At 71.2% G+C, this 12,045-nt stretch carries 12 protein-coding genes; 7 read left to right on the top strand and 5 right to left on the bottom strand.

The genetic code is table 11. The features are described from left to right. Positions 1–29: 29 nt before the first annotated feature. Positions 30–1,424, bottom strand: a complete 1,395-nt coding sequence (locus tag ACZ7M2_RS00135) for a metallopeptidase TldD-related protein (RefSeq protein WP_471593507.1) — start codon at positions 1,422–1,424, stop codon at positions 30–32. An 82-nt stretch (positions 1,425–1,506) separates the two neighbouring features. Next, positions 1,507–3,030 (bottom strand): TldD/PmbA family protein, encoded by a 1,524-nt coding sequence (locus ACZ7M2_RS00130; protein ID WP_471593506.1) that lies wholly within the window; start codon positions 3,028–3,030, stop codon positions 1,507–1,509. A 228-nt stretch (positions 3,031–3,258) separates the two neighbouring features. Here ACZ7M2_RS00130 and fabG point away from each other — a divergent pair, with 228 nt between their 5' ends. The 3 genes from fabG (at position 3,259) to ACZ7M2_RS00115 (ending at position 5,247) form a co-directional block, all read left to right on the top strand. Next, positions 3,259–3,978 (top strand): 3-oxoacyl-[acyl-carrier-protein] reductase, encoded by a 720-nt coding sequence (fabG, locus tag ACZ7M2_RS00125; RefSeq protein ID WP_352051730.1) that lies wholly within the window; start codon positions 3,259–3,261, stop codon positions 3,976–3,978. Between the two features lie 5 nt (positions 3,979–3,983). After that, the gene (fabI, locus tag ACZ7M2_RS00120; RefSeq protein WP_467581585.1) at positions 3,984–4,751 is read left to right on the top strand and encodes an enoyl-ACP reductase FabI; all 768 of its coding nucleotides are present in this window, start codon (positions 3,984–3,986) and stop codon (positions 4,749–4,751) included. 151 nt (positions 4,752–4,902) lie between these two features. Beyond that, positions 4,903–5,247, top strand: coding sequence for a hypothetical protein (locus ACZ7M2_RS00115; RefSeq protein ID WP_352051748.1), 345 nt, complete (start codon positions 4,903–4,905; stop codon positions 5,245–5,247). A 9-nt stretch (positions 5,248–5,256) separates the two neighbouring features. Here the strand turns inward: ACZ7M2_RS00115 and ACZ7M2_RS00110 are convergent, their stop codons facing one another. Continuing rightward, complete coding sequence (locus ACZ7M2_RS00110; protein WP_471593505.1) at positions 5,257–5,952, bottom strand: FadR/GntR family transcriptional regulator; 696 nt, start codon at positions 5,950–5,952, stop codon at positions 5,257–5,259. Positions 5,953–6,051: 99 nt separating this feature from the next. On the opposite strand from ACZ7M2_RS00110, the gene ACZ7M2_RS00105 reads away from it, so the two are divergent. From ACZ7M2_RS00105 to ACZ7M2_RS00090, 4 genes are all read left to right on the top strand, one after another. Continuing rightward, positions 6,052–7,368, top strand: coding sequence for a CynX/NimT family MFS transporter (locus ACZ7M2_RS00105; protein WP_471593504.1), 1,317 nt, complete (start codon positions 6,052–6,054; stop codon positions 7,366–7,368). A 45-nt stretch (positions 7,369–7,413) separates the two neighbouring features. Then, positions 7,414–7,527 (top strand): SGM_5486 family transporter-associated protein, encoded by a 114-nt coding sequence (locus ACZ7M2_RS00100; protein ID WP_095855419.1) that lies wholly within the window; start codon positions 7,414–7,416, stop codon positions 7,525–7,527. Between the two features lie 182 nt (positions 7,528–7,709). Further along, positions 7,710–7,925: a hypothetical protein gene (locus ACZ7M2_RS00095; protein WP_054232224.1), complete on the top strand. Its 216-nt coding sequence runs from the start codon at positions 7,710–7,712 to the stop codon at positions 7,923–7,925. Between the two features lie 65 nt (positions 7,926–7,990). Next, positions 7,991–8,509, top strand: a complete 519-nt coding sequence (locus ACZ7M2_RS00090; protein ID WP_067364588.1) for a SixA phosphatase family protein — start codon at positions 7,991–7,993, stop codon at positions 8,507–8,509. Between the two features lie 254 nt (positions 8,510–8,763). Here ACZ7M2_RS00090 and serB read toward each other — a convergent pair whose 3' ends face one another. After that, the gene (gene serB / locus ACZ7M2_RS00085; RefSeq protein WP_471593503.1) at positions 8,764–9,975 is read right to left on the bottom strand and encodes a phosphoserine phosphatase SerB; all 1,212 of its coding nucleotides are present in this window, start codon (positions 9,973–9,975) and stop codon (positions 8,764–8,766) included. 111 nt (positions 9,976–10,086) lie between these two features. Next, the gene (locus tag ACZ7M2_RS00080; RefSeq protein ID WP_471593502.1) at positions 10,087–11,859 is read right to left on the bottom strand and encodes a streptophobe family protein; all 1,773 of its coding nucleotides are present in this window, start codon (positions 11,857–11,859) and stop codon (positions 10,087–10,089) included. Positions 11,860–12,045 lie beyond the last annotated feature (186 nt).

Raw genomic sequence — 12,045 nt, 5'->3', positions numbered from 1 at the left:
TTGGGTGGTCTCGTGAATCAGGTACGAGGTTATACGCCCTGGCTGACAGAGCTCATATTGAAGTCGGGCACCCTCAGCGCGGGCATCGCAGCCCTAGTGAACCAGTCGCTCCACTCACGGGGCAGCGTCTTTTCCGTGCGCCCCGCCTCCGTGGCCCGCGACAGCAGGTCCACCGGCGACTCGTTGAACCGGAAGTTGTTCACCTCGCCGACGACCTGGCCGTTCTCGACGAGGTAGACGCCGTCCCGGGTCAGTCCCGTGAGCAGCAGCGTCGCCGGGTCGACCTCGCGGATGTACCAGAGGCAGGTCAGCAGCAGACCGCGCTCGGTGGCGGCGACCATCTCCTCCAGGGAGCGGTCCTCGCCGCCGTCCAGGATCAGGTTGCCGATGATCGGGGCGACGGGCAGCCCGGTGAGGCCCGCGCTGTGCCGGGTGGTGGACAGATGGGCCAGCGTGCCCTCGCGCACCCAGTCCGTCGCCGACAGCGGCAGCCCGTTGTCGAACACGGAGGCGTCGTCGCCCGAGGAGTGCGTGAGCACGAAGGGCGCGGACTCGAGCCCCGGCTCGTTCGGGTCGCTGCGCAGGGTCAGCGGCAGCTCGGTGAGCTTCTCGCCGACGCGGGTGCCGCCGCCGGGCTTGCTGAAGACGGTCCGGCCCTCGGCCGCGTCCCGGGCAGCCGCCGACCACATCTGGTAGATCAGCAGGTCCGCGACGGCGGTCGGCGGCAGCAGCGTCTCGTAGCGGCCGGCGGGCAGGTCGACGCGCCGCTCGGCCCATCCGAGCCGGGTCGCGAGCTCGGCGTCGAGGGCGGCCGGGTCGACGTCCTTGAAGTCACGCGTGGACCGCCCCGCCCACGCCGAGCGCGTCCGGTCGGGCGACTTGGCGTTGAGTTCCAGCGTTCCGTTCGGCTGGTCGTGGCGCAGGCGCAGCCCCGTCGACGTACCGAGATAGCTGGAGACGAGCTCGTGGTTGGCGAAGCCGTACAGCTCGCGCCCGCCCGCACGCGCACGGGCGAAGGACTCGCCGAGCGCCGGGGCGAAGTCGGTGAAGACGGCAGAGGAGGTCTCGGCGGGCGCGTCGGTGAAGTCGGGGGCCTCCGGCACGCCGGCGACCAGCGGCTGGGCGTCCTCGGCGGGCCCCGCGCCGCGTGCCGCCGCCTCCGCGGCCCGTACCAGGGGCTCCAGCTCGTCCGCGGTCACGGCCGCGCGCGAGACGACCCCGGAGGCCGTGCCCTCACGGCCGTCGACGGTCGCGATGACGGTCAGGGTGCGCCCGCGCGTGACCCCGTTCGTGGTCAGCGCGTTGCCGGCCCAGCGCAGGTTGGCGGTCGAGTGCTCGTCGGCGATCACGACGCAGCCGTCGGCGCGGGAGAGTTCGAGGGCGCGCTCGACGACCTCGTGCGGCTTGTTCGTACGGGCGCTCATCGACCGGCCTCCTGCGTCGTGTTCAGACTGTGCTTTCCCGGGGTGTGACCCCAGGCCCCCCAGCCGATGCCATGCTGAACGCTCATCGACCGGCCTCCTGAGTGGTGTTGAGGATATTGACCCCCCGGAAGAGAGCCGAGGGGCAGCCGTGCGAGACCGCCGCGACCTGACCCGGCTGAGCCTTGCCGCAGTTGAAGGCACCACCCAGGACGTAGGTCCCCGGGCCACCCACCGCGGCCATCGAACCCCAGAAGTCGGTCGTCGTGGCCTGGTAGGCGACATCCCGCAGCTGCCCGGTGATCCGACCGTTCTCGATCTTGAAGAACCGCTGACCGGTGAACTGGAAGTTGTACCTCTGCATGTCGATGGACCAGGACCGGTCACCGACGACGTAGATGCCGCGGTCCACGCCCCCGATCAGGTCCTCGGTCGAGAGCCCCGCGGGGTCCGGCTGGAGCGAGACGTTGGCCATGCGCTGTACGGGCACGTGCCCGGGGGAGTCGGCGTAGGCGCACCCGTTGGACCGGTCGAAGCCGGTCAGCTTCGCGATCCGACGGTCGAGCTGGTAGCCGACGAGCGTGCCGTCCTTCACGAGGTCCCAGGACTGCCCCTCCACGCCCTCGTCGTCGTACCCGATGGTCGCGAGGCCGTGCTCGGCGGTGCGGTCACCGGTGACGTTCATCCGCTCGGAGCCGTACCTCAGCTTGCCGAGCTGGTCGAAGGTGGCGAAGGAGGTGCCGGCGTACGCCGCCTCGTAGCCCAGCGCGCGGTCCAGCTCGGTGGCGTGGCCGATGGACTCGTGGATCGTCAGCCACAGGTTGGAGGGGTCGACGACGAGGTCGTACAGCCCTGCCTCGACGCTCGGCGCCCGCATCTTCTCGGCGAGCAGCTCCGGGATCCGCGCGAGTTCGGACTCCCAGTCCCAGCCGGTGCCCGTCAGGTACTCCCAGCCGCGTCCGACCGGCGGCGCGATGGTGCGCATGGAGTCGAACTCACCGCTGGACTCGTCGACGGCGACCGCGGTGAGCTGCGGGTGCAGCCGCACGCGCTGCTGGGTGGTCACGGTCCCGGCGGTGTCGGCGTAGAACTTGTTCTCGTGGACGGTCAGCAACGAGGCGTCGACGTGGTTGACGCCGTCGGCCGCGAGCAGCCGCGCGCTCCAGTCCGCGAGCAGTCCGGCCTTCTCCTCGTCCGGTACGGAGAAGGGGTCGATGTCGTACGACGAGATCCACGTCTTCTCGGCGTGCACCGGCTCGTCGGCCAGCTCCACTCGCTCGTCGGAACCCGCCGCCCTGATCACCTGGGCCGAGAGCTTCGCCATCGCCACGGCCTGCGACGCGACCTTCGCGGCCGCGTCCATCGTCAGATCCACACCCGACGCGAACCCCCAGGTCCCGCCGTGCACCACCCGCACCGCGTACCCCAGGTCCGTGGTGTCCGACGATCCGGCGGGCTTGGCGTCCCGCAGCCGCCAGGCCGCGCTGCGCACCCGCTCGAACCGGAAGTCCGCGTGCTCGGCCCCCAGCGCCCGCGCCCGCGCGAGCGCGGCGTCGGCCAGGGCCCGCAGCGGCAGTGCCGTGAAGGCTTCGTCGATGGAATGAGGCACGGAGGTCTCCCTGCTGTCGTGGCCTGTCGGGTCCGATCATGTCGCGCGGGCGGGTCCGCGGGCCACATCTTTCCCTCCGCGTATCGAGGCTTTCTGTAGGAATCCGACAGTGAGTCCCCCGCGCCACTGTCGGTGCCCGATTCTCCGGGAGGCGGGGGGGACCGATAGGTTTCCAAGGAAGGCGCCTGTCTTGCAGGGGTTTCAGACAGCTATCGAAAGGGTGATCCGTTGAGCCGCTCGGTTCTCGTCACCGGAGGCAACCGGGGCATCGGCCTCGCCATCGCCCGCGCTTTCGCCGATGCCGGCGACAAGGTCGCGATCACATACCGCTCGGGTGAGCCGCCGGCCGCCCTCACCGCATTGGGCTGCCTCGCCGTCAGGTGCGACATCACCGACACCGAGCAGGTGGAGCAGGCCTACAAGGAGATCGAGGCCGAGCACGGCCCCGTCGAGATCCTGGTCGCCAACGCGGGCGTCACCAAGGACCAGCTTCTGATGCGGATGTCCGAGGAGGACTTCACCTCCGTCCTCGACACCAACCTCACCGGCGCCTTCCGGGTCGTCAAGCGTGCCAACCGCGGGATGCTCCGTGCCAAGAAGGGGCGGGTCGTCCTCGTTTCGTCGGTCGTGGGGCTGCTCGGCTCCGCGGGGCAGTCGAACTACGCCGCCTCCAAGGCCGCCCTGGTCGGCTTCGCGCGTTCACTCGCCCGTGAACTCGGCTCGCGCAACATCACCTTCAACGTCGTCGCGCCCGGTTTCGTCGACACCGACATGACCAAGGTGCTCACCGACGAGCAGCGTGCGGGCATCGTCGCCCAGGTGCCGCTCGGCCGGTACGCGCGGCCCGAGGAGATCGCCGCGACGGTGCGGTTCCTCGCCTCGGACGACGCCTCGTACATCACTGGAGCCGTCATTCCGGTTGACGGCGGACTGGGAATGGGTCACTGATCACCATGAGCGGAATCCTCGAGGGCAAGCGCGTCCTGATCTCCGGTGTGCTGATGGAGTCCTCCATCGCCTTCCACGCCGCCAAGCAGGCCCAGGAGCAGGGCGCGGAGATCATCCTGACCGCGTTCCCGCGGCCCACGCTGACCGAGCGCATCGCCAAGAAGCTCCCCAAGCCCACCAAGGTCATCGAGCTCGACGTGACCAACGACGAGCACCTGGCGCGTCTCGCGGACGTCGTCGGTGAGGAGCTGGGCGGCCTCGACGGCGTCGTGCACTCCATCGGCTTCGCGCCGCAGGACGCGCTGGGAGGCAACTTCCTCAACACGCCGTTCGAGTCCGTCGCCACCGCCATGCACGTCTCGGCATTCTCCCTGAAGTCGCTGACCATGGCCTGTCTGCCGCTGATGCAGAACGGCGGTTCGGTCGTCGGCCTCACCTTCGACGCGTCCTTCGCCTGGCCGCAGTACGACTGGATGGGCCCGGCCAAGGCCGCCCTGGAGGCCACCAGCCGCTACCTCGCCCGCGACCTGGGCAAGCAGAACATCCGCTGCAACCTCATCTCCGCGGGCCCGCTCGGTTCGATGGCCGCCAAGTCCATCCCGGGCTTCGGCGAGCTGGCCTCCGTGTGGGACAACCGCTCTCCCCTGGAGTGGGACCTCAAGGACCCCGAGCCGGCCGGCAAGGGCATCGTCGCGCTGCTGAGCGACTGGTTCCCGAAGACCACCGGCGAGATCATCCACGTGGACGGCGGACTGCACGCCATCGGGGCCTGATTTCCCCCATGTGGCCGACGCCCCGTTTCCCGCAGTGCGGGGAGCGGGGCGTCGCCCGTTCGGCCTAGTCGGCCGGGCGTCCCGGGCCTCGCACCACGCACGCTGGGACTACGCACCGCCCCGCAGCCGTACGGCCGAGGAGGTCCCCGTTGTGCGCCTGTCCCGCCGTTTTGCCCCGGTGTTCGCCGCTGTCGCCTTCATGATGGTTCTGCCGTACGACGCCGTGCCCCACACGCGCGTAGTGCACGGCAAACTCCCCGTCCCCCAGCCTTTCGGCGCTGAGTGCCGCACCACGGTCCAGGGCTCGCACGTGACCGCGTACTGCCACAACCCCTACCCGGAGACCGACCGGGTCGCCCTGCACATCGAGTGCGACCGCTGGTGGGACATCGACACCGACACCGACCCGGTCGACGCGGGCCCCGCGATGACGGTCCGGCTGGCCGGCCGCTGCTGGGAGGAGGTCCGGTCGGCGTGGGTCAGTCACCAGAGGTGACCGTGTTCGTCAGCTGTCGGAGGCCAGGGGCCTGAGCCGCCCCGGACGGCACTGGAACGGATAGCCCCCGGCCTCCGTGCCCGCCACCTCCGCGTCCCCCGCCCGGATCGCGTCGACGAGTCGCGCGTGGTCCATGTACGTCTCGGGCGTCAGCTTCCCGCCGACGTCCTCGCGCAGCCAGTCGCGCAGCACCTCGCCCAGGTCGGCGTACATCGCCGTCATGACGTCGTTGTGGGACGCGGCCACCACGGCCAGGTGGAAGGTCGCGTCGGCGGCCACGAAGGCCTCCGCGTCACCCGACTCCCAGGCCTCCTCCCGCCGTACGAGCAGCGCGTCCAGCTGCTTCAGATCACGCTCGGTGCGCCGCTCGGCGGCCAGCTTCGCCGCGCTCGACTCCAGCGTGGCGCGCAGCTCGGCGATGTGCCGCGGATCGGCGTCGGCGAAGCGCCGGTGCATCACGCCCGCGAGCTCGCTGGTCGCCACGACATAGGTGCCCGAGCCCTGGCGGATGTCGAGCAGACCGTTGTGGGCCAGCGCGCGGACGGCCTCACGGACGGTGTTGCGGGCGACGCCCAGCTGGTCGACGAGCTCCGGCTCGGTGGGGATGCGGGAGCCGACCGGCCATTCCCCCGAAGTGATCTGGTTCCGCAGCTCGGCGATGACCTGCTCGGACAGCGCCGAACGGCGGGGGTGGCTCAGCGGCATGACGGTCCTTCGTACGGGCCCGGTGTGATCGTTCGCGCGGGGCCGGAGAATCCGGAGATTAACGCAAGGGGATTGGACAGCCAATCATCCCATGATTCTATGATGGGTGTCATGGTGACCGAGGAGACCCGGACGACGACGTCCACCCCCATACGCAGTTCCGCCGAGAGCGCGGAACCCCGATCGCACCCCACGCGCGCGTGGGCGACGCGGCTCGTGACGGTCGGCATCGTCCTCACGGCCCTCAACCTGCGCCCCGCCATCACCAGCTTCGGCGCACTCCTGGAAGACGTGCGCGACGGACTCGGCATGAGCGGCAGCGTCGCCGGACTGCTCACCTCCGTCCCCCCGCTCTGCTTCGCCGTCTTCGGCGTCATGGCGCCGCGCCTCGCCCGCCGCTTCGGACCCGGCGCGGTCGTCTGCGCCGGAATGGTCGCCATCACGGCCGGACTCGCGATCCGGCCCTACACCGGCAGCGCGGCCGGCTTCCTGGCCGCCAGTGCCCTCGCGCTGATGGGCATCGCCGTCAGCAACGTCCTGATGCCGGTGATCGTCAAACGCTGGTTCCCGGACCGGGTCGGCTCCATGACCGGCCTCTACTCGATGGCGCTCGCCCTGGGCACCTCGGCCGCGGCGGCCGTGACCGTACCCGTGACCGACGCCCTGGGCGGCGGCTGGCAGTCGGGCCTCGCGGTGTGGGCGGGTTTGGCGGCGACCGCCGTACTGCCGTGGATCGCGCTGGTACGCGTCCGGGGCGCCGATTCCCGCGACGGTGAGCGGACACGGGCGGCACACCCCGCCCCGCGGGAAACCGGCGGACTGCGCATCACCCGCAGCCGGACCGCCTGGGCGCTGGCCGTCTTCTTCGGGCTCCAGGCCACCGCCGCGTACATCACGATGGGCTGGATGGCGCAGATCTTCCGCGACGCGGGCGTCTCCGCGGGCACCGCGGGCCTGCTCCTCGCCGTCACGATGGTCATGGGCGTGCCCCTGGCCTTCGTCATCCCGCGCCTCGCCACCCGCATGACCCACCAGGGGCCGATCGTGGTCGCGCTCGGTGTCTGCGGCCTCGCGGGATACGCGGGCCTCTACCTCGCCCCGGCGGGCGGAGCCTGGGCCTGGGCGCTCCTGCTCGGCGTCTCCAACTGTGCCTTCCCGCTGGCCCTCACCATGGTCGGCATGCGGGCCAGGACCGGCGCGGGCGTCGCCCAGCTGTCGGCGTTCGCGCAGAGCACCGGGTATCTGATCTCGATCCCGGGGCCGCTCCTCGTGGGCGTGCTCTACCAGCACAGCGGCGGCTGGGGGCTGCCGATCGCGCTCATGGCCGCTCTGATGATCCCGCAGATCGCGGTGGGCGTCCTGGCGGGGCGCGACCGTACGGTGGAGGACGAGGCCGCGCGCGGCGCAGTCCTCTGAGACCCCGACGGCGAAGGTGCGGACGAAGGGTGCGAGACTGGGCGTATGGCGCTCGACCCGAACCCCCAGAACGGCCAGAAGAAGCTGCTGCTCGTGCTAGGCGCGATGCTGGCCATCACCGTGATCATCGCCGTCATCGCGTCGATCGCCTCACCCTGACCACCACCGCCCGCCACCGGGGGGACACCGATGGTGGGGCTAGCCCCCCTGTCCCCTAGGGGGTGAGTGTCAGGGTCAAGTGGGTGGATCACCGGATGGGTTGACGGCCCAGGAATCCGTAACTTCGAGTTGTGGCCGCGAGGACGCGGACCACGGAGCACTCGAGGCCCCACGGAGGCGGCATGTCGGCCCGTACGCACACCCGGCCCCACCCGGCGACCCCGGGCGGCGTGGACATCCGGCTGCCCTGGTGGGCCCTCGCCCTGCCCGCCCTCGCCTTCGTGGCCCTGCTCCTGCTGATCCTGAACCCGGCGGACGCGCACGCCGCGGGCGGTGACCCCGCGATCACCCACCTCTTCGAACGCGTCCAGCAGACGGTGCTGCACCAGACCCCCTGAGCACGCTCGGGAGAGCAGGTCAACTCTCAGCGCCGCATGGCGTGTTTCATGCGAAGCTGGGACCCATGAGCGTCGCAGAACCCCGCAGGATTGTCCTCTTCCGGCATGCGAAAGCCGACTGGCCGCAGGTGTCCGACCACGAGCGGCCGCTCGCTGACCGGGGCCGTCAGGACGCCGCCGTCGCCGGACGCAAGCTGGCCGACACCGGGATCCCTTTCGATATGGCCCTCTGCTCCACGGCGACCCGCACCCGGGAGACCTGGAAGCTCGCCGTCCACGAGCTGCCGCACCGGCCGAAAACCGTCTATGAGGAGCGGCTCTACGAGGCCTCGCCCGGTGAGCTGATCGCCGTACTCAACGAGACCCCGGACGACGCGCACAACGTGGTCCTGATCGGCCACAACCCCGGCATCCAGGGCCTCACCGAGGTGCTGGCCGGACAGGCCGAGGGCGACACTCGCGCCCGGATGGCCGCCCACGGCTTCCACACGGGCGCCTTCGCCGTGCTCTCCGTCGAGGGCTCCTGGAAATCCCTGGAGCCCGGAGTGTGCACGCTGACCGACTACTGGGCGCCGACCGAATAACCCACCCGACAGGGACGGGGGCCCGGCACCAGTACGGTGCCGGGCCCCCGTCGACGTATGTCCGGGCCTAGGGCCTGTCCGGCGGATCATGCCGCAGACGCGGGGCTTGGCACGCCCATCTGCGGCGTTGTCGTCGGTTGCCGACGCTCCGCGTCGTCGCCCTCCTCCGCCTTGCAGCTGGACGCACCAAGCCCCGCTCACCAGCGTCGATGAGGCGCCGCCCGTTTCCTGCGACTTGATCCGCCGGACAGGCCCTAGTGGTCGCCGAGGTGCATGTCCGCCGCCTCGACCTCTTCGCGGGTGACACCCAGCAGATAGAGCACGGTGTCCAGGAAGGGGAAGTTCACCGCGGTGTGCGCGGCCTGCCGGACGACGGGCTTGGCGTTGAAGGCGACGCCGAGACCGGCCGCGTTGAGCATGTCGAGGTCATTGGCCCCGTCGCCGATCGCCACGGTCTGGGCGAGCGGCACCCCCGCCTCGGCGGCGAACCGGCGCAGCAGCCGTGCCTTGCCCGCGCGGTCCACGATCTCCCCGGTGACCCTGCCCGTCAGCTTCCCGTCGACGATCTCCAGGGTGTTGGCCTGCGCGAAGTCCAGCCCGAGCCGCTCCTTCAGATCGTCCGTGACCTGCGTGAATCCGCCCGAGACGACACCGACTTGGAAACCGAGCCGCTTCAGCGTACGGATCAGCGTGCGCGCGCCCGGTGTCAGCCGCACCTCCTCGCGCACCTTGGTCACCACCGAGGCGTCCAGCCCCTTGAGCAGCGCCACGCGCGCGTGCAGCGACTGCTCGAAGTCCAGCTCCCCGCGCATCGCGGCCGCCGTCACCTCGGCGACCTGCTCCTCGCACCCGGCGTGCGCCGCGAAGAGCTCGATCACCTCGTCCTGGATGAGCGTCGAGTCCACATCCATGACGACCAGGCGCTGCGCCCTGCGGTGCAGCCCCGCCGCCACCACCGCGATGTCCACTCCGAGCGCCGCGGCCTCGGTCACCAGCGCGGTGCGCAGCGCCTCGGTCCCCGTACCGGACACGGCGAACTCGACCGCCGTCACCGGGTACTTGGCGAGCCGGAAGATACGGTCGATGTTGCCGCCGGTCTTGGTGATCCGGGCGGCGATCGCGGCCGTCGACTCCGCCGTGAGCGGATGCCCGAGCACGGTGACGAGGGACCGCCCGAGGCCACGTGGCCGGTTGTCGCCGAGGCCGGAGATGATCTCCGCCTGCATCTTCATCGACTCCGCCCAGCTGTGGACGGTGGCCCGCAGATCGCCCTCCAGGCCGGCCGACGGCTCGGTCACGAGCGCGCAGAGCACGATCCGGCCGCGGGTGACGACCTGCTCGATGTCGACCACCTCGACGGAGAAGGCGGCGAGGGTGTCGAAGAGTCCGGCCGTGATACCGGGCCGGTCCTTGCCGAAGATCTTGACGAGGAGAGTGGGGACCTCGGGGGTCTGCGAAGCGCTCATGGTGACTCCACCGTATCCGGCACCCAGTGCCCTGCGCCCCTGAGGTCCGTCCAGCGGACGGGGAACACTGGGTGTCGGAGCGGTGTCGAGCTCGTTGCCCGGCAACGACGATCAGTTCCGCCGCCCCGGCCCCGGCGGCTCGGAAGGTCCCTGGCCGGGCGGCGGCTGTGGCGGAGGCGGCACGTTGCGCCCCCGTGGCCGCCGCTTCTGCGGCCCAGGTGGCGGCGCCATCGGCCGGACGACCGTTGGCACGCCGTACACGTCGTCAGGCGAGCGCGGCCGTTCGGACGGCCGCTCGGACGGCCGGCCGTCGGCGGGTTCCCGTAGCTCGTCGGGCAGCCGCAGATAGGGATTGGTGTCGGGGTTCGCCGGCCGGTACGGCGCGCCCGGGGCGTACGGTCCGGGCCCCCGGGGGAGGTCAGGGGCGGGCGCGGCCACCGGGGGACCAGCGTCACCCAGTGCCAGTGGCGCCGCCCGCCGTCCCGCGGCCCCGCTCGCGTACGCCAGCAGCGCCCCCGCCGCCCCCGCGCCCGCACCCCAGACGGCGCCGAGCAGCAGCGCCATGCCCAGATGCCCGTGCAACCGGATTCCGGCACCGAACGCGTCGATGCCGAACACCGACAGCGAGGCGTCCACGGACACGTCCGTCAGCCACGCCAGCAGCGGCAGCGCCAGCGCCGTCACGATGCCGAGCCGAAGAGCGCAGCGCCCGGCGAAACCGAGGGCACCCCGTCCTCGTACAACGGGAGCAGCCGGTGTTCCCACCGAAGCCGCACCCCGCCCCCGTACAAAAGGCGTACGCGAGGCGGCGAGGACGCCCGCGAACAGCATCATCACCGCGGTCGCGACCCCCAACAGCCACACCCGTCCGTCGAGTTCGGCGAGCCGGCCCAGGGTCACGGGCTGATCGGAGTCGACGCTCAGCAACTGGTCCAGCGGGTGGGGGAGCAGCTTGGCGAGTTCGCCGGTGGCCTTGCCGTCCCAGGGCACGAAGAGGCCGATCGGGATGCCCAGCCACACCCCGTTGGGCGCGCCCAGCAGCGCGGCGCCCGCGATCAGCTTGGGATGGGGATCGTCGATCGCCGCGTACGCCGCCGCCGCGAGGCCCGCGAGGACCGCCACCAGGAACACCGTGACCAGCGCGGACGCGGCCGGGCGCACCATCCGGTGCACGCCCTCCCAGCCGCGCGGCAGCGGGGTGCGCCGGGAGGCGAGCAGCGCGATCACCAGGATTCCGGCCGCCCAGGCCGCGCCGCCGAGCAGCGTGGGCACCATGTCGACGGTGAAGCCCACGGCCGCCTGCGCCTGCACCAGGTCGCCGATCTTGCCGGGCAGCAGCCCGCCGAGGTCCCCGAGGCCGCCGGGGAGCTTGTCGGTGATGTTCCCGAGGCCGCCGCCGCCCGTCACCCGGTCGAGGCCCAGCTTGCTTCCGTCGATCGTGATGATGTCGTGCCCGGCCCAGGCGAGCCCGCTCAGCGTCGCCACGAACAGCACGACCACCGCGCCGGCGCGCGCGAGGAGTTCGGACGACGCGATCACAACTCCCGCCCCGCGCAGGGAGCGTAGGAAGAAGAAGGAGAGCAGGAGCGCGCCCACGAGCCCCACACCCAGTGGCGTGATCTGTATGGCCGTGTGTGCCTCCGCTCCCTTCAGACCGAAGGCCGAGACATCGCCGGACGGTTTGACCGCACCATTGGCCCCAAGAGCCACCACCGCCGCGGTCATCGGCCCGAGCGAGCCCGCCGCGTCCGCGCCGACCAGATGCAGACCGAGCGCGGCCGTGCCCGCCATCGCGATCAACGCCCAGCTCACCGAGGCGATCGCGGACAACAGCACATCCCCCCACGGCAGTCGCCTGCCGTGCCTCGCGGTGTCGATGCTCATCGTCAGACCCCCCGATCCGCGCCGCGGTGTCATCACCGCGGATGTCCCCCTCGCGTCGGATTACCACTCTCCGGGCCGGTTTCAACCCCGTCAACGGAAACGGGCAACCCGCCCGTACGCGCTCTTCACATGGCCCGACTTTCGGTCAGGGGGCTGCTCCTGAAATAGTTCCCCCCGATGTTCGAC

This window comes from Streptomyces sp. NPDC111507, assembly GCF_055638955.1.
The sequence above is the reverse complement of the archived record's forward strand: the minus strand, read 5'-3'. Positions and strand labels throughout refer to the sequence as shown.

Bases quoted from the DNA above. Each gene is read 5' to 3' on its own strand.
- ACZ7M2_RS00135 (WP_471593507.1), bottom strand. From the start codon at position 1,424: ATGAGCGCCCGTACGAACAAGCCGCACGAGGTCGTCGAGCGCGCCCTC.
- fabI (WP_467581585.1), top strand. From the start codon at position 3,984: ATGAGCGGAATCCTCGAGGGCAAGCGCGTCCTGATCTCCGGTGTGCTG.
- ACZ7M2_RS00110 (WP_471593505.1), bottom strand. From the start codon at position 5,952: ATGCCGCTGAGCCACCCCCGCCGTTCGGCGCTGTCCGAGCAGGTCATC.
- ACZ7M2_RS00105 (WP_471593504.1), top strand. From the start codon at position 6,052: ATGATGGGTGTCATGGTGACCGAGGAGACCCGGACGACGACGTCCACC.
- ACZ7M2_RS00100 (WP_095855419.1), top strand. From the start codon at position 7,414: ATGGCGCTCGACCCGAACCCCCAGAACGGCCAGAAGAAGCTGCTGCTC.
- ACZ7M2_RS00095 (WP_054232224.1), top strand. From the start codon at position 7,710: ATGTCGGCCCGTACGCACACCCGGCCCCACCCGGCGACCCCGGGCGGC.
- ACZ7M2_RS00090 (WP_067364588.1), top strand. From the start codon at position 7,991: ATGAGCGTCGCAGAACCCCGCAGGATTGTCCTCTTCCGGCATGCGAAA.
- serB (WP_471593503.1), bottom strand. From the start codon at position 9,975: ATGAGCGCTTCGCAGACCCCCGAGGTCCCCACTCTCCTCGTCAAGATC.
- ACZ7M2_RS00080 (WP_471593502.1), bottom strand. From the start codon at position 11,859: ATGAGCATCGACACCGCGAGGCACGGCAGGCGACTGCCGTGGGGGGAT.